Origin of the sequence: Delftia sp. ASV31 (genome assembly GCF_016428765.1) — a bacterium.
Taxonomy (GTDB): domain Bacteria; phylum Pseudomonadota; class Gammaproteobacteria; order Burkholderiales; family Burkholderiaceae_C; genus Comamonas; species Comamonas acidovorans.
Map to the genome: position 1 here is coordinate 34,480 of NZ_JAELTK010000041.1, position 17,341 is coordinate 51,820.

At 67.5% G+C, this 17,341-nt stretch carries 14 protein-coding genes; 10 read left to right on the forward strand and 4 right to left on the reverse strand.

Going from position 1 to position 17,341, the window contains the following annotated elements; translation table 11 throughout:
- Positions 1-87: 87 nt before the first annotated feature.
- Entirely contained in the window at positions 88-1,104 is a 1,017-nt protein-coding gene (locus JHD82_RS15965) for a FadR/GntR family transcriptional regulator (protein ID WP_199137383.1), read from the reverse strand.
- 244 nt (positions 1,105-1,348) lie between these two features.
- Between JHD82_RS15965 and JHD82_RS15970 the strand changes: the two genes are divergently transcribed.
- From JHD82_RS15970 to JHD82_RS16015, 10 genes are all read left to right on the forward strand, one after another.
- Positions 1,349-2,554 (forward strand): ABC transporter substrate-binding protein, encoded by a 1,206-nt coding sequence (locus JHD82_RS15970; RefSeq protein WP_096914536.1) that lies wholly within the window; start codon positions 1,349-1,351, stop codon positions 2,552-2,554.
- A gap of 199 nt (positions 2,555-2,753) precedes the next feature.
- A complete protein-coding gene (locus JHD82_RS15975; RefSeq protein ID WP_012207821.1) occupies positions 2,754-3,614 on the forward strand; it encodes a branched-chain amino acid ABC transporter permease in 861 nt (286 codons plus the stop codon).
- Positions 3,615-3,619: 5 nt separating this feature from the next.
- Positions 3,620-4,612 (forward strand): branched-chain amino acid ABC transporter permease, encoded by a 993-nt coding sequence (locus JHD82_RS15980; RefSeq protein WP_199137385.1) that lies wholly within the window; start codon positions 3,620-3,622, stop codon positions 4,610-4,612.
- Positions 4,609-5,388 (forward strand): ABC transporter ATP-binding protein, encoded by a 780-nt coding sequence (locus tag JHD82_RS15985; RefSeq protein ID WP_012207823.1) that lies wholly within the window; start codon positions 4,609-4,611, stop codon positions 5,386-5,388. The genes JHD82_RS15980 and JHD82_RS15985 overlap by 4 nt, the downstream gene beginning before the upstream one ends.
- Complete coding sequence (locus JHD82_RS15990) at positions 5,385-6,095, forward strand: ABC transporter ATP-binding protein (protein ID WP_013804788.1); 711 nt, start codon at positions 5,385-5,387, stop codon at positions 6,093-6,095. Before JHD82_RS15985 ends, JHD82_RS15990 begins: the two co-directional genes overlap by 4 nt.
- Before the next feature lie 32 nt (positions 6,096-6,127).
- On the forward strand, positions 6,128-7,423 hold the full coding sequence (locus JHD82_RS15995) for a Zn-dependent hydrolase (protein ID WP_012207825.1): 1,296 nt from the start codon (positions 6,128-6,130) through the stop codon (positions 7,421-7,423).
- Positions 7,420-8,886 (forward strand): M81 family metallopeptidase, encoded by a 1,467-nt coding sequence (locus tag JHD82_RS16000; RefSeq protein ID WP_199137387.1) that lies wholly within the window; start codon positions 7,420-7,422, stop codon positions 8,884-8,886. Before JHD82_RS15995 ends, JHD82_RS16000 begins: the two co-directional genes overlap by 4 nt.
- 194 nt (positions 8,887-9,080) lie before the next feature.
- Entirely contained in the window at positions 9,081-11,390 is a 2,310-nt protein-coding gene (locus tag JHD82_RS16005; protein ID WP_012207827.1) for an NADP-dependent malic enzyme, read from the forward strand.
- Positions 11,391-11,706: 316 nt separating this feature from the next.
- On the forward strand, positions 11,707-12,126 hold the full coding sequence (locus JHD82_RS16010; protein ID WP_192368507.1) for a ribonuclease domain-containing protein: 420 nt from the start codon (positions 11,707-11,709) through the stop codon (positions 12,124-12,126).
- 149 nt (positions 12,127-12,275) lie between these two features.
- Positions 12,276-12,701: a barstar family protein gene (locus tag JHD82_RS16015; protein ID WP_013804792.1), complete on the forward strand. Its 426-nt coding sequence runs from the start codon at positions 12,276-12,278 to the stop codon at positions 12,699-12,701.
- Positions 12,702-12,787: 86 nt separating this feature from the next.
- On the opposite strand, the gene rsmA is transcribed toward JHD82_RS16015, so the two are convergent.
- From rsmA to JHD82_RS16030, 3 genes are all read right to left on the reverse strand, one after another.
- The gene (gene rsmA / locus JHD82_RS16020; protein ID WP_034397468.1) at positions 12,788-13,555 is read right to left on the reverse strand and encodes a 16S rRNA (adenine(1518)-N(6)/adenine(1519)-N(6))-dimethyltransferase RsmA; all 768 of its coding nucleotides are present in this window, start codon (positions 13,553-13,555) and stop codon (positions 12,788-12,790) included.
- A 76-nt stretch (positions 13,556-13,631) separates the two neighbouring features.
- Complete coding sequence (locus JHD82_RS16025; RefSeq protein ID WP_199137389.1) at positions 13,632-15,059, reverse strand: peptidylprolyl isomerase; 1,428 nt, start codon at positions 15,057-15,059, stop codon at positions 13,632-13,634.
- 41 nt (positions 15,060-15,100) lie between these two features.
- Positions 15,101-17,341: LPS-assembly protein LptD (locus tag JHD82_RS16030; protein WP_199137391.1), on the reverse strand; the 2,241-nt coding region annotated here is incomplete at its 5' end.

Here is a 17,341-nt window from a genome sequence, read left to right on the forward strand (position 1 = left end):
GCGTGAAGGCCGAGCGCGCGGCAGCATACCAGCAGCGGGCGGCGCGAAACGCGTGGCGCGGGGCGGCAATGACCGGCGCGGGACAGTTCAGGAGGCCGCGCGCTTGCGTGCGGCGGCGGGACGCGCCGACAGTGGCTTGTCGGGCGCCTTCGGAGCCGCCTTTGCGGCGGTCTTCGCGACGGCTTTTGCGGCGGTCCTTGCGGCCGGCCTTGCCGTTGTTGTTGGCGCCGCCTTTGCAGCCGGCTTCGGTGCCTTTTTTGGTGCAGTCCTCGGTACTGCCATCGCCGGCTTTTCCACCGGCTGCACGGCGCGTTGCGGACGCGGACTGCGCAGGCTGTCGGCATCCAGGATGAGCCGCCCCTGGATGCGGCCCTTCATGCGCTTGACGCTGCTGGCCGCATCCCGCATGTGCTGCTGCATCAGCGCATGCACCTTCACGGCATCGCGTTCGCGTGCGGCCTGCACGATGTCGCGGTGGATCCGGGCATTGGCCTCGCCAAAGCGCCGGTGCTCGGACTGGGGCGTGCGGTTGGCGAAGACGATGAGCTGGCGAATCATCTCGTTGATGAGCTCGCAGGTGAAGCGCAGGAAGGGGTTGGGATTGGCCGCGGCAAGGATGTCGTGGAAGTTCACGTCCTCGCGCCGCTGGCTCACCAGGTCCTCGCTGCTTTGCGTGGGGTCGCAGCAGGCGATGCTGTGCTCCAGCGCGTCGAAATCCGCCTCGGTCAGATGGGGCACGGCGCCTGCCGCCAGCTCGGGCTCCAGCATCTGGCGCACCGTATAGATGTCGTCGATGGTCACCTCCTGGAAGAACAGGTAGTTCTGCATGAACTGCAGCGTGCGGTCCAACGGCACCTCGACGACCGTGCCACCGCCCGAAGGGCCGGTGGAGATGGTGATCAGCCCCTGCACTTCCAGCGATTTGAGGGCCTCGCGGATCGTGCCCTTGCTGACCTGGAACTGTGCCTGCAGCTCGCTTTCGCGCGGCAGGCGGTCGCCGGGGCTGAGGTTCTTTTCGGTGATCAGGCGCTTGATCTCCTGGGCCACGAGATCCGGGCGCTTGAGCTGCCGGATGGCCAGGGAGGGCGACTTGGGTGTATCCATTGTTGTGTTCTCCGGAAGGGCACCGGATCGTGTCCGCGCCCAGTCTGCATGCGGGTTTGGTGCAGTATGCACCGCCATGGCGCGTGGCCGTGCCCGCCTAGGGTTAGCACGCGCCCTATTTCTTCTATTTATCACTATAAATATGAATCAAGGAGCCTGCACGCACCCATTTCGACTGGCATGCAACTTGCTCTGAAAAGCGTACCCGGGCCGCCGCGCCTTCAGTCCCCATCACGGAGATCCCATGCAACGTCGTCACCTCCTGCAACTCTCGGCACTGGGCGCATTGCCCGCATCGCTGGGCCTGGGCCGCAGCGTCTGGGCGCAGTCCAAGGACAGCATCCAGTTCGCCTGCCCCGTGCCCATGTCGGGCGCCTTCGCGGCCAACGGAAAGTATGCGGATCTGGGCATGAAGCTGGCCATCGAGCAGTACGGCAAGGCGCTGGGCCGCCCGCTGGCCTACACCGTGCTGGACACCGAGGGCAAGCCCGCCACGGCCGTGCGCAAACTGCAGGAGTCTTCGCAGCAGCAGGGCACGCGCTTCTTCGCAGGCGGCATCCTGTCGTCGGAGGCGCTGGCCATGGGCAAGGAGGCCGAGAAGGCCGGCGGCATCTTCATCACCACCGCAGGCGCCGACGAGATCACGGGCAAGGACTGCAACAGCGCCACCTTCCGCTGGTCGGCGCCCACCTTCGGCGCCATCGAGCAGACCGTGCGCCCGCTGGTCGAATCCCTGCCCAAGGCCAAGCGCTGGTACACCATCACGCCGCAGTACGTGTTCGGCGACGGCCTGCTGACGGCGGCCAAGAACATCTTCAAGGAAAAGGGCATCGAGCATGTGGGCAACAGCTACCACTCGCTGACCGAAAAGGAGTTCAGCGGCTACCTGACCAATGCCGTGGCCGCCAAGCCCGACGTGCTGCTGCTGCTGAACTTCGGCGCCCAGTCTTCGGACACGCTGCGCCAGGCCATCAGCTTCGGCATGAACAAGAACATGACCATCCTGATCGCCTGGGCCTCGGGGCTGGAGCAGTTCGAATCGCTGGGCGCCGACCTGTGCGACGGCGTGTACTTCGGCGCCCAGTACTGGCACACGGTGGACACGCCGCTCAACCGCGACCTGGTGCAGCGCTGCAACGACAAGTTCAAGGCCAATCCCAACTACAGCCTGGCCGGCCACTACATCTGCACCAAGCTGATGATCGACGCCATCATCAAGGCCGGCACGGCCGACCCCAAGGCCGTGGTCGCCGCGCTGGAAGGCATGAAGTACCAGGGCCTGACGGGCGAGGAAGAGGTGCGCAAGGCCGACCACCAGGTGCTCAAGAGCTACTACCTGCTCAAGGGCAAGGCCAAGTCCAAGATGAAGAACAAGGACGACTACGTGGATGTGGTCAGCTCAGGCAAGTCCTTCCTGCCCGTAGACCAGACCGGCTGCAAGCTGGTCTGAGATGGAAGGCACCCCCTGAGGCGCTGCGCGCCTTCCCCCTCTCCTTCGGGAGGGGGACGACACCCTCGCAGCGGGGCGGCCCTTGCTCGGTGTCCCTGAGTTGGGCCGTGCCAGTTCAAGGGCTCAGTCCTGTGTCGCACGGGGTTCAAACCATCGCGCATTCCGCGCCGCCTCCTTCGTCCATCGTTTCGGACCCTGTATGAGCATCTATCTGCTTCAGACCATCAACGGGATCGGCATAGGCATGCTGTATTTCCTGTTGGCCGTGGGCCTGTCCATCGTTTTCGGCCTGCTGCGTTTCGTGAATTTCGCGCACGGTGCCTTCTACCTGCTGGGCGCCTATTTCTGCTACCAGATGACGCGCTGGGGCATGAGTTTCTGGCTGTCCCTGGTCGTGGTGCCGCTGGCCGTGGGCGCGCTGGGCTGGCTGGTGGAAAAACTCATGCTGCGCCATGTGTATGCCAAGGCGCATGAGTTCCACATCATCGTCACCGTGGGCCTGGCCCTGGTGGTGCAGGAGCTGGTGATCGTGCAATGGGGCCCGCTGGGCGACAGCGTAGCCGTGCCCGATCTGCTGCAGGGCGTGGTGATGTGGGGCAGCTTCGTCTATCCCAAGTACCGGCTGTTCGTGATCGGCTTCACGGCCGTGCTGGCCGTGCTGCTGTGGTGGCTGCTGGAGGGCACGCGGCTGGGCAGCGCGGTGCGCGCGGGCAGCGAATCGACCGAGATGGTGTCCCTGCTGGGCGTGAACGTGCTGCGCATCTTCAGCCTGGTGTTCGCGCTGGGCGCGGCCACGGCGGCGCTGGCCGGCGTGCTGGCCGCGCCCATACGCGGCGCCGAGCCCTTCATGGGCGTGGAGGCGCTGGGCGTGGCCTTCGTGATCGTGGTCGTGGGCGGGCTGGGCAGCTTCGGCGGCGCCCTGGTCGGCGGCCTGCTGATCGGCATCGTGCAAAGCGTGATGAGCACGCTGTGGCCAGAGGGCGCGCGCCTGATGATCTACGTGGCCATGGCCGCCGTGCTGCTGCTGCGACCCCATGGCCTGCTGGGCCGCAAAGGATGAAGACCATGACCAGGCATTCCCATCTCCTTCTCGCGCTGGCCATCGTGGTCGCCATGCCGCTGTGCATGCAGTCGGGCTCGCTGGCCAGCGAGGTGCTGATCTTCGGCCTCGCGGCCATGGGCTGCAATCTGCTGCTGGGCTACACGGGGCTGCTGTCCTTCGGCCAGGGCATCTTCTTCGGCCTGGGCAGCTACACCATCGCCCTGCTGCTGACGCGCTGGCCGCTGCCCATGCCGCTGGCCCTGCTGGCCGCCACGGCCATGGGCGCCGTGGGCGCGGCCATCGTCGGCTGGGTGGCCATACGCCAGCGCGGCACCTATTTCGTGATGCTGACCCTGGCGTTTGCGCAGATGTTCTATTTTCTGGCCTACTCGGCCACGGACATCACCGGCGGCGACAACGGCCTGCTCGATGTGCCCCGCCCCGCCCTCGCGGTGGCCGGCCAGACGCTGTGGCCGCTGGCCACGCCCTGGCAGTACTACGGCTTTGTGGCCGTGCTCTTTCTGGTGGTGTTCTGGCTGCTGCGCCGCGTCTGCGACTCCATGTTCGGCCGCACCCTGCTGGCCGTGCGCGACAACGAGGAGCGCGCCGCCGCCGTGGGCTACGACCTGAGGCTGCTCAAGCTGCAGGCCTTCGTGATCTCGGGCGCGGTCACGGGCCTGGCCGGCGCGCTGCACGCCATGATGACGGGCATCGCCCCGCTGTCCAACGCCGAGTACCACACCAGCGAAATGATCCTGGTGATGACCGTGATCGGCGGCGCGGGCAACCTGCTGGCCTCGGTGCTGGGCGCGGCCTTCTATGTGCTGCTGGGCGACTGGCTGTCCACCCTGTGGCCGCGCTGGCTGCTGCTGCTGGGCGTGGTGCTGATGATCGTGAGCCTGGGCCTGCAGCGCGGCCTGTGGGGCCTGGGCGAGAGCCTGTGGGCCCTGGTGCGCCGCAAAGGGCCGGCGGATGCCGAGGCGGCCGCTGCAGAAACCAAAGGAGGCCAGGCATGAGCGCCGCAGCATCTCCCATCCTGCTCGAGGCCGTGGGCGTCGAGAAACGCTATGACAAGTTCGTCGCCCTGGGCGGCGTGGACCTCAAGGTCCGCGCCCACACCGTGCACTCGGTGATCGGCCCCAACGGCGCGGGCAAGACCACGCTGTTCCACATGCTCACGGGCACCAAGAGCGTGAGCGGCGGGCGCATCGTGTTCGACGGCCACGACGTGACGCGCGAGCCCGACCACCGCCGCGTGCGCCGTGGCATGGCACGGTCCTTTCAGGTCACCAGCCTGTTCCTGACCCTGCCCGTGCGCGAGAACCTGCGCCTGGCCGCGCAGGGCGTGGCGCCCGCCAGGGCCCTGGACTGCTGGAACGCGCCCGTGGGTGCTCGCGCCCTGGCCGACACCGTGGCCAGCGTGCTGTCGCGCCTGGGCCTGGAGCGCCATGCGGACACGCCGGCCGGCAACCTCTCGCACGGCCAGCAGCGGCGGCTGGAGGTGGGCATGGCCCTGGCCGCCCGGCCCAAGGCCATCTTCCTGGACGAGCCGACCTCGGGCATGGGCATCGACGACCTGGACGAGATGAAGCGCCTGATCCAGGGCCTCAGGGACGAGCACACCGTGGTCCTCATCGAGCACAACATGAACATCGTCATGGACATCTCCGACACCATCACCGTCATGCAGCAAGGCCGCGTGCTGGCCGAAGGACTGCCCCACGAGATCCGCGCCGACGAGCGCGTGCGCAGCGCCTATCTGGGCAACATGATCACGGGAGGAAAGGCATGAGCGGTCCCCTGCTTTCGGTCGAGGGCATACACGCCCACTACGGCAAGAGCCATGTGCTGCAGGGCGTGTCGCTGCAGGTGCAGGACGGCGAACTGGTCACGCTGCTGGGCCGCAACGGCGCGGGCAAGACCACCACGCTCAAGTCCATCGCGGGGGTGATGCAGCCCTCGCAGGGGCAGATCCGCTTCGGCGGCGAGCCCGTGCACAGGCTGGCCACGCACCAGGTGGCCCAGCGCGGCATCTGCCTGGTGCCAGAGCACCGCGGCATCTTCAAGCTGCTCACGGTGGAGGAGAACCTGCTGCTGGGCCAGCGCAAACGCTCGCCCTGGCAACTGGCCGACATCTACCGCATCTTCCCGCGCCTCAAGGAGCGGCGCGGCAACGGCGGCGGCCAGCTGTCGGGCGGCGAGCAGCAGATGCTGGCCATAGGCCGCGCCCTGATGAACGCGCCGCGCCTGCTCATGCTGGACGAGCCCGTCGAGGGCCTGGCGCCCGTGATCGTGGAGGAGATCGTGGCCCAGCTCAAGACCATCAAGGCCGCTGGCGTGGCGATCTTGCTGGTGGAGCAGAACCTGGAGGTCTGCACCCAGCTGGCCGACCGCCACTACATCATCGAACAGGGTGCGATTGCGCACGAGGCAGGCAATGCCGCTTTCCTGGCCGATGACGCCATCAAGGACCGGTATCTCGGTGTAGGGATCGCCTGATCCACCGCCTTTCGCATTCCCAGGAGTCACTCATGGATCTCAGTACCCCTCTTGCAGCCACCGCCGTTGCGGCCGGGCTGCGCACCGACGGCGCCCGCCTGTGGCAATCGCTGATGGACCTGGCGCGCATAGGCGCCACACCCAAGGGCGGCGTGTGCCGCCTGGCGCTGACGGACCTGGACCGCCAGGGGCGCGATCTCTTCGTGCAGTGGGCGCGCGAGGCCGGCTGCAGCATCCGCGTCGATGCCATCGGCAACATCTTCGCGCGCCGCGCGGGCCTGGACGATGCGCTGCCGCCCGTGATGACGGGCAGCCACATCGACACCCAGCCCACAGGCGGCAAGTTCGACGGCAACTACGGCGTGCTGGCCGGGCTGGAGGTGCTGCGCACGCTCAACGATGGCGGCGTGCGCACGCGTGCCCCGGTGGAAGTGGCCGTGTGGACCAACGAGGAAGGCTCGCGCTTCGTGCCCGTGATGATGGGCTCGGGCGTGTTCGTCAATGCCTTCACGCTGGAGCATGCGCTGGCCCAGCGCGATGCCCAGGGCGTGAGCGTGGACGAGGCGCTGCGCGCCATCGGCTATGCCGGGCCGGCCGGCCCGGCGCCTGCGGTGGGCGCATATTTCGAAGCCCATATCGAGCAGGGCCCGGTGCTGGAAAACCATGAACGCGTGATCGGCGTGGTCAGCGCCGCGCTGGGCCAGCGCTGGTACGACGTCAGCGTGCAGGGCATGGAGGCCCATGCCGGCCCCACGCCCATGGAGCTGCGCCACGACGCCCTGCTGGCCGCCAGCTGCATCGTGGCCGAGGTCAACCGCATCGCCCTGGACCGCCTGCCGCATGCGCGCGGCACCGTGGGATCGCTGGAGGTGTTTCCCAACTCGCGCAACGTGATCCCGGGCGGCGTCAAGCTCAGCGTGGACCTGCGTGCGCCGGACGACGGCCAGTTGCTGGACATGGACGCCGCACTGCGCGCGGCCTGCGAGCGCATTGCCGCCGCGCGTGGCGTGACCATTGGCGTGGAGCAGGTCGTCTACTTCCCGCCCCAGCCCTTCACGCCGCACCTAGTGGAGGCCGTGCGTACCAATGCCGCCGACCTGGGCTACAGCGCCATGGACGTGGTCAGCGGCGCGGGCCACGATGCCGTCTACCTGGCCCGCGTGGCGCCTGCGGCCATGATCTTCGTGCCCTGCGCCGACGGCATCAGCCACAACGAGATCGAGGACGCCGAGCCCGCCCACCTGGAGGCCGGCTGCAACGTGCTGCTGCGCGCCATGCTGGCGGCCGCGGGCGTGGTGCAGGCAGCGGACGGCGGGGTGCCGGCATGAAGATCCTGATCGCCCGGCTCAACCACGAGACCAATACCTTCTCGCCCGTGCCCACGCCCATCGAGGCGTTTGCACCCACCTATGGCGAGGCGGCCTACGCAGCCAACAAGGGCATGCGCACGGCCATGGCCGCCTTCATCGACCTGGCCGAGGCGGCGGGCGCCACCCTGGTCACGCCGGTATCGGCCACCTCCAATCCCAGCGGCCCCGTGCATGCGGCCGCCTACGACGAACTCACGCACCGCATCGTGGCGGCCGCGCCGGGCTGCGATGCCATCTTGCTGGACCTGCACGGCGCCATGGTGGCCGAGAACAGTGCCGATGGCGAAGGCGACCTGCTCGAACGCGTGCGCGCCGCCGCGCCCGGCGTGCCCGTTGGCGTGGCGCTGGACCTGCACGGCAACATCACCGAAAAAATGGTGGGCAATGCCGACGTGATGGTGGGCTTCAAGACCTATCCGCACATCGACATGTACGAGACCGGCGAGCACGCGGGCCGCCTGCTGCTGGACATGCTGGCAGGCCGCGCGCGCTACGCCGTGTGCTGGCACCGCCTGCCCCTGATGAGCCACACGCTGCGCAGCACCACGCTGGACGGCCCCATGCTGGACGCCGTGAACGCAGCGCGCGCCCTGGAAGCGGAGGGCCTGCCGGCGGTCTCGGTGTTCGGCGGCTTCTCGCTGGCCGACATCGCCGCGCCCTGCGTGAGCGTGGTCGCCACCTGTCGCACCGAGGAGCGCGCGGCCACCCAGGCGAGCGTGGACGCGCTGGCCGCCCGGATCTGGCAGCGGCGCGCCGACTTCATCTACCGCAGCGAGCCGCTGGCCGATTCGCTGCGCCGCGCCCAAACCCTGGCCGAAGGCGCCGACCGCCCCGTGCTGCTGCTCGACCACGGCGACAACTGCATGTCCGGCGGCACCTGCGACACCATGGACGTGCTGCAGACCGCGCTGGAGCTGGGCCTGTCAGGCATTGCCGTAGGCCCGCTGTGCGACCCCGAAGCGGTTGCCTCGCTCACGGCGGCGGGCGAAGGCGCCGAGGTGGAGATCGCGCTGGGCAACAAGGTATCGCTGGAGCGCATAGGCCTGCACAAGCAGCCGCTGCGGCTGCGCGGCACGGTGCGTGCCGTCAGCGACGGCGCCTACACGGTCAGCGGCCCCATCTACACTGGCCAGCGCTGCCACATGGGCCGCACGGTCTGCCTGGACACGGGCGCAGCGCAGATCGTGATCACCGAGCAGACGCACGAGCCCTGGGACCTGGGCGTGTTCCACTGCGTGGGCATGGACCCGACGCGCTTTCGCTTCGTGCTGCTCAAGTCGCGCATGTACTGCCGACCCGTCTTCGTGCCGCTGTCCGCCGGCCTGGTCGAGTGCGACAGCCCCGGCGTGACCACCTCGGACTATTCGCGCTTTCCGTTCGCCCGGGTCGGCCGCCCGGTGTTTCCGCTGGACGCCATCTGATTGCCCGGCTTTGCGGCGGCGCGCAAGCAAAGACCGCCGCCGCTGCGGGGCATTGGGCAACCAGGCATCACAACAGTTTCACAGCAGGGCCCGGCTATTGCCTGTCGGCCTACAATCGGTTCCCCCCTACCTCGGCCGACGGCACGCGGGCTGATCCGCGCGTGCGTTGGCCATGCCTTCGCTGGAGACGCTTGATGTCCGACAACACGGCCCCGACCCCTTCCGATAAACGTGCCCAGCTGCGCCGTGCCGCACTCGAATACCACGAGTTTCCCAAGCCCGGCAAGTTGACCATCGTGCCGACCAAGCCCATGGCCAACCAGCATGATCTGGCCCTGGCCTACTCGCCCGGCGTGGCAGCGCCCTGCGAAGAGATCGTCAAGGACCCGGCCGCCGCCTTCAAGTACACGGCGCGCGGCAACCTGGTGGCCGTGATCTCCAACGGCACCGCCGTTCTGGGCCTGGGCGACATCGGCGCGCTGGCCTCCAAGCCGGTGATGGAAGGCAAGGCCGTCCTGTTCAAGAAGTTCGCGGGCGTGGACGTCTTCGACATCGAGATCAACGAGAAGGACCCGCAAAAGCTGGTCGATGTGATCGCCGCGCTGGAGCCCACCTTCGGCGCCATCAACCTGGAAGACATCAAGGCACCCGAGTGCTTCTTCGTGGAGCGCGAGCTGCGCCGCCGCCTGAAGATCCCCGTCTTCCACGATGACCAGCACGGCACGGCCATCACCGTGGCAGCGGCCATGGTCAACGCGCTCAAGGTGGCCGGCAAGAAGATCGAGGAGGTCCGTCTCGTGGCCTCGGGCGCAGGCGCCGCCGCCCTGGCCTGCCTGAACCTGCTGCTCAAGGTCGGCCTGCGCCGCGAGAACGTGTTCGTCACCGACCTGGCCGGCGTGGTCTACGAGGGCCGCACCGAGCTGATGGACGAGGACAAGGCCCAGTTCGCGCGCGCCACCGAGCTGCGCACGCTGGGCCAGGTCATCGAAGGCGCCGACGTCTTCCTGGGCCTGTCGGCCGGCGGCGTGCTCAAGCAGGACATGGTGGTCAAGATGGCCGCGCGTCCGGTGATCTTCGCGCTGGCCAACCCCAACCCCGAGATCATTCCCGAAGACGTGAAGGCCGTGCGCAGCGACGCCATCATCGCCACGGGCCGCTCGGACTACCCCAACCAGGTCAACAACGTCCTGTGCTTCCCGTACATCTTCCGCGGTGCCCTGGACTGCGGCGCGACCACCATCACCACCGAGATGGAAATCGCCACCGTCCACGCCATCGCCGAGCTGGCCCAGGCCGAGCAAAGCGAGGAAGTGGCGGCCGCCTACGTGGGCGAGCAACTGACTTTCGGCCCTGAGTACCTGATCCCCAAGCCCTTCGATCCGCGCCTGATGATGAAGATCGCATCGGCCGTGGCCCAGGCCGCCGCCGAGTGCGGCGTGGCCCAGCGCCCGATCCAGGACATGGATGCCTACCGCGCCCACCTGCAGACCTTCGTCTACGCCTCGGGCACGATGATGAAGCCGCTGTTCGCCGCGGCCAAGAAGGCCGCCAAGAAGCGCGTGGCCTACGCCGAGGGCGAGGAAGAGCGCATCCTGCGCGCCACGCAGATCGTGGTGGACGAGCGCATTGCGCGCCCCACGCTGATCGGCCGCCCGGCCATCATTGCCCAGCGCATCGAGAAATTCGGCCTGCGCCTGAAGGAAGGCACGGACTACGACGTGGTCAACGTCGAGCACGACGAGCGCTACCGCGACTTCTGGCAGACCTACCACCGCATGACCGAGCGCAAGGGCATCACCGTGCCCATCGCCCGGATCGAGATGCGCCGCCGCCTGACCCTGATCGGCTCCATGCTGCTGCACAAGGGCGAAGTCGATGGCCTGATCACCGGCACCTGGGGCCAGACATCGCACCACCTGCAGTATGTGGACCAGGTGATCGGCCGCCGCGCCGGCGTGCAGACCTATGCCTGCATGAACGGCCTGCTGCTGCCCGACCGCCAGGTCTTCCTGGTGGACACCCACGTCAACTACGACCCCACGGCCGAGCAGCTGGCCGAGATCACCATCATGGCCGCCGAGGAAATGATGCGTTTCGGCGTCAAGCCCAAGGCTGCCCTGCTGTCGCACTCCAACTACGGCTCCAGCAACCAGCCCAGCGCCGTCAAGATGCGCCAGACCCTGGAGCTGCTGCGCGAGCAGGCCCCGTGGCTGGAAGTGGACGGCGAGATGCACGGCGACGTGGCCCTGGACGGCAAGGCCCGCGCCCAGCTCATGCCCAACAGCACGCTGCTGGGCAACGCCAACCTGCTGGTCATGCCCAACATCGACGCGGCCAACATCAGCTACAACCTGCTCAAGCAGGCCGCTGGCGGCGGCATCGCCATCGGCCCCGTGCTGCTGGGCGCCGCCCGTCCCGTGCACATCCTCACGCCGAGCACGACGGTGCGCCGCATCGTCAACATGACGGCGCTGACGGTGGCGGACGCTAACGCTAACCGTTAAGCACCCCCTGAGCCGCTTCGCGGCTTCCCCCTCTCTACCCGCTTCGCGGGGGAGGGGGACGGCGCCCTCGCCGCGAGGCGGCTCTTGCTCGGCGCCCCTGGTTTTTTAGCCGCGCGCGCTTTTTTGACAACGGGCGGCATTTGCATTGAATAGCAGGCAACTCAGGCGCAGAGTTGCCTTCTCACTGTTCAATCCCCAGACATTTCCTTGGTCAAGCTGCCTGTTTTTTGGGCAGAACTTGCATTTTGAGGGGTGTTCCGTCACACTAGCGGGTCGAGATTTCAGGGCTTCCCTGGATTTCTGAAAGGTGTAGTTGATGCTGAAGGCAGCCGCCGCCAAGGCGTACCAGTCCGGTCTAGCGCTCATCGTCGGGGCCGCCTTTGTGCTGTCGCCCTCGCTCGCTGATGCGCGCCGCTCGGCGCCCGAGAGCGTGGAGACGACGGCGGCCGTGGCCACCGTCCCCCTGTCCGAGTTACCGCGCGAAGGCCGTTCCACGTATACGCTGATCCTGCGCGGCGGGCCTTTTGCCCACGACAAGGACGGCACGGTGTTCGGCAACCGCGAGCGCATCCTGCCGCGCCAGTCGCGCGGCTATTACCGTGAGTACACGGTGCGCACGCCCGGTTCGCGTGACCGTGGAGCCCGCCGCATCGTCTGCGGCGGAGAGCCCCAGCAGCCCGATGCCTGCTACTACACCAGCGACCACTACAGCAGCTTTCGCAAGATCATCGAATGACCTCGACCCAGTCTCTACAGCCAGTTCGACCCTCCGTGTCCGACGCAGTGCGCTGGCAGGGGTCTGCATTTCATCCACAGCCCAGGGATGCCGAAGGCCATGAGCCCGTCCCCGCAGGCCACATCCACGTTAGAGAAAGAGCCACGGAGATGGATGCACCACTTCGTAAGATCCCCGACACCCCTTTGCGGAACGTGCGCGCCAACATCGTGCAGTCGATCCGCGCCTACAGGGTGGAGGATCTGCAACAGGCGGCCGAGACGCTGGGGTGCCATTTTCTGTATGCCAACCTGGCCCATGCGCAGACCAAGGCCGATATCCTGGAACTGCTGGCCACGCAGTTCTTCTTCCCCGCGCATTTCGGCAAGAACTTCGACGCGCTCTACGACTGCCTGACCGACCCCATCCACAAGGCCGGCCCGCAGCCGGGCTTCGTGCTCGTGCTCGACCAGATCCCGACCACGCCCAAGTTCGACAAGGAAGTGCGCGAGCAGCTGCTGGACAGCTTCCGCGACGCGGCCGAGTACTGGGCCGAGCGCAAGATTCCGTTCCGCTGCTTCTACTCGTTCCTGTAAGCGCAGGACATTGATGGCCCAGAGCGCACAGCGCCCAATCGGGTGCTGTGCGCTCTGTCGGCGCTGCAGTCGCTGGGCGCCTGTGCCTAGGCGCGCGTGAACCGGGCGGCGAGTGCCTCGTATTCGGACACCGGTACTTCCTCGGCGCGGCGCTGCAGGTCGAATTCCCCGTCAAAGCCCTTGGCTTCCAGCCAGCGCCCCAGCGTGTTGCGCAGGATCTTGCGCCGCTGGCTGAAGGCCACCTGCACCATCTCCTCCAGCAGCTTCGCGTCCAGGGCCGCCGGCGCCTCGCGCGGGACCATGCGCACGACGGCGCTGTCCACCTTGGGCGGCGGATTGAAGCTCTCGGGCGGCACGTACAGCACGCTCTCCATCGCATAGCGCCACTGCAGCATGACCGTCAGCCGCCCATAGGCGGCCGTGGAGGGCGACGCCACCATGCGGTCGATGACCTCCTTTTGCAGCATGAAGTGCTGGTCCTCGACCACGTCCACCTGCTCGAGCAGGTGAAAGAGGATGGGGCTGGAGATGTTGTAGGGCAGGTTGCCCGCAATGCGCAGCTTGGGCACGCCCAGGCGCGCGGCAATGGCACGGAAGTCCACCTTGAGCACGTCGGACTCGACCACGTCGAGCTGCTCGTGCAGGCGCAGGCGCACGGCCAGGTCGCGGTCCAGCTCGATCACGGTGAGCCGACCCAGGCGTTCGACCAGGGGCTGGGTCAGGGCCATCAGGCCCGGCCCGATCTCGACCATGGACTGGCCCGGCCGGGGGTCGATGGCGCTCACGATGCCGTCGATGATGCCGTCATCGGTCAGGAAGTTCTGGCCGAAGCGTTTGCGAGGAATGTGTTTCATAGAAAAAGCAAGGCGGTGCGCCATGGCACCGCCTTCCATTGTGGACTGCCGCAGCCGCAGCTGCTCGGGGGGTGTCTTATTGCGGAGGCTCGCGGTACTCGACGTAGGCGCGGCCACGCAGCTCCTGAAGCCAGGCCTGGTAGTCGGTTTCGAGCTTGCGCTCGCGCACCACGTTGCGCACCATGTCGCGCTGCTCGCGGGGGGTCAGCGCAGCCTGGCGGCGCTCGATGAGCTGGATCAGGTGCACACCGAAGCGCGAGACCAGCGGGTCGCTGACCTGGCCGGGCTGCAGCGCATTGAGCACCTGCTCGAACTCGGGCACGAACTGGCCGGGCGAGGCCCAGCCCAGGTCGCCGCCGTTGCGCGCGCTGCCGTCCTGCGAGAACTCGCGGGCCAGCGATTCGAAGCTGGCCTGGCCGCTGTCCACGCGGCGCTTGTAGTCGGCCAAGCGCTTGGCGGCATCGGCCTCGGTCATCTGGTCGCCAATGCGCAGCAGGATGTGGCGCGCATGGTTTTGCGTGACCACGGACGGCATGCCGGTCTGCGACTTCTCCAGCACCTTGAGCACGTGAAAGCCCGCGCCCGAACGGAAGGGGCCGACGATGCCGCCCTGCGCCGTCTGGCCCACGGCCTTGGTGAACAGCTCGGGATAGCGGTCCAGCGGGCGCATGCCCATGGCGCCGCCGCCCTGGCCGTCGGGCACATCGGAGAACTCCTTGACCACGGCCAGGAAGTCGCCTTGCGTGCGGGCGGCCTCGGCGGCCTGCTTGGCGCGGGCCTCGCGCTCGGCCACTTCGGCGGGGCTGGCGTTCTCGGGCACGGAAATCAGGATGTGGCCCAGGTTCACGGCGGCCGGTGCCTTGTCGGCACCGCCGCTGCGCTGCTCAGCCAGGTAGCGATCGATGTCGGCATCGGTGACGCGCACGCGGCCGTCCACATCGCGCTCGCGCAGTCGTTGCAGCGTGATCTGGCGGCGCAGCTCTTCGCGGAACTGCTTTTCGTTCACGCCTTCGGCCCGCAGGCGGGACTGCAGGCCAGCCTTGTCCAGGCCGTTTTGCCGCGCCACATTGGTCAGCGCCTGGTCCACGGCGTAGTCATCCACGCGCAGGCCCGTGTCCTTGGCTTCCTGCAGCTGGGCCTTTTCGACGATCAGGCGCTCGAGCACCTCGCGGGCCAGCAGCGCCTCGGGCGGCATCTGGCCGCCCTGCTCGGCAATGTTCTGCGCCACGCGCGCCATGCGGGCACGCACTTCGTTGTTGGTCACCGGTTCGGAGTTGACCACGGCGACGATGTAGTCGGCCGAGCGCACGCCTGCCTTGGCGCCGCGATCGCGCGACGAGGGCAGGTTGGTGGCGTCCAGCGCACGCGAGACGGAGGCATCGCCGGCCTGGGGCGCCCTGGACTGGCCCGGAACACGCAGGCCTTGCGCCTGGGCTGTGGTGGCCAGCAAGGCCAGCGCCACAGCGGCAGCTGCGCAGCAATGGGTCTGGGAAAGAAAACGCATGGGAGAGATGCCTTGCAAAAAGCGTGTTTGGAGCCTTGGCTCTAATCGTAGTTGGTGAAGCGGCTGGGAGGCGTCACGGACTCGCGCAGGTACTGGTAGCGCGGCACATTCTGCTTGAGGCTGCGCTGCGGGTCTGCACCCAGGCTCAGCCGCGAGAAGCCGACGAACTCGATCTGGAACAGCAGCCGGGTGTTGGACTGGGTGATGGAGCTTTGCAGGCGCTCCAGCACCACGCGGCCAATCCAGCAGCAGCCGTCGTACTCCAGCCCGACCACGGTATCGACGAGTTTGCGGTCCTTCAGGCTGTAGTTCAGCCGGCCCACCGTGTACCAGCGCCCGCCGCCCTGGCCACGGCCAGCGCCCAGATCGCGCCCCTTGTCGCCCCACAGGTCGTTGATGGGCCATTGCCAGCCCACATCGACCAGCTTGCTGGCGTCGGTACGCGCCACGGTGTCGTACTGGGTACGGTAGGCCACGTTCACCGTGCGGTAGGAGCTGGGGCTGTAGCGCGCACCAAAGGTGGTACGCACCGAGCGGTTGAGGTCGCGGTTGTACTGGGTCGTGCCTTCGGTGGACCAGGCATCGGTCCAGTTGATGGCCGCGCCCAGCAGCACGTCGGACAGGCGGCTGGTGGCCGGCACCTCGCCGGGCAGGATGACCTTCTGGTCGGAGAAACGCACGCGCTGCGCAATGCCGAAGCGCGCCTTTTCCGCACCCGTGGTCCCGTCGATCAGGCGCGTGGTCGCACCCAGGGTCAGCAGGTGGTTGTCGGCAATGCGGTCCTGGCCGTTGTAGTCGTTCTCGGAGTAGATGCTCGCGAAGTTGAAGTCGTTGCGCGCCGTGTCATACAGCGGCAGAAAGCTCTGGTCGCGGTAGGGCGTGTAGGTGTAGAAGGCGCGCGGCTCAAAGGTCTGCAGCAGCTGGCGGCCGAACAGCGTAGTGTCGCGCTCGAACACCAGCCCGCTGTCCACGCTGACCGTGGGCAGCGTGCGCGAGGCATTGCGGCTGCCGTTGCTCATCAGACTGTCCACCTGGTAGTTGCTGGTGTGCAGCTGGATCTTGGGCGTGATGAAGGCGCCCGGCGACAGGAAGGGGCGGCTCACCTGGGCCAGCATGTAGCTGCGCTGGCCGTTGTTGTAGGTCATGCCGGCCAGCGGCTTGTCGATCTCGAAGCGCGTGGTGTCGGCCACAAAGCTGAAGTCCAGGCCGTGCGGCAGGTCCAGCGGCGTGTAGCGCCATTGCAGCTGCGGCTTCATGCCGTAGGGCGGGGCAATGGGCGCCGATGCATCCTGCATGGTCTGCCAGTACAGGGTGCGCAAGGTCAGCACATTGTCGCCCCGCGCCCAGGACAGGTTCACATCGTTGGGCAGCAGGCGCTCGCGCAGCGATTTCGCGGCCAGCGGGAAGTCGCGCCAGTAGTTGTCGTCGCTGACGCGGTTGAGGTTCATGTTCAACCCCAGGCCACCGATGGGCGAGTCGATGACACCCCGGTGCTGCAGCGAGTAGGCCCAGCGGTCCCGGTCGCGCTGGCGGTCGCCGGGCATGTAGGCCGCATAGGCCTCGCCCGAATAGGTCGGCTCCAGGTAGCGGAACTGGGCGCCCAGGTTGACGCCGCGCTTGCTCATGACCGAGGGATACAGGGTCATGTCACGGTTGGGCGCAAGGTTCCAGTAGTAGGGCTGCGTGTATTCGATGCCGCTGAGCTTGTCCAGGCCCATGGTGGGAGGCAGCAGGCCCGACTTGCGCTTGTCCGACAGCGGAAAGCTCATGCGCGGCACGGGCAGCACGGTCACGCCCTTGAACTGCAGGGCCGCGCCCTCGGCCACGCCCACTTCCTCGGCCATATCGATGTGCAGGGTCCGGGCGCGCAGCATCCAGGCCGGCTCCCAGCTGGCCTCGTCGTCGCGCTGGCAGGTGGTGTAGGTGGCATCGTGGACCACGGCATGGTCGCGGTCGATGAAGTCCACGCGCGAGGATTTGCCGTAGGCGCCATTGGCCAGGAAGCGATATCCGGCGTTGTCGAAAAAGCCCTTGAAGGCATCGACCTCCAGGTCCAGCTGCGTGCCCTCGTAGACATTGCCGGCCTGGTTGATGTGCACCGCGCCCGAGGCATTGACGCGGTCGTCAGGCACCTGGTATTCGAGCCGGTCGGCGCGGATCATGGTGTCGCCGCGGCGCAGTTCGGCATTGCCCTCGACCACCGAGTTGATGTCCGGCTGGCCGCTGAGCGCGTCACCTCGCACATAGACGGGCTGCTGGGAGCGCACCGCCTCGGGATAGGT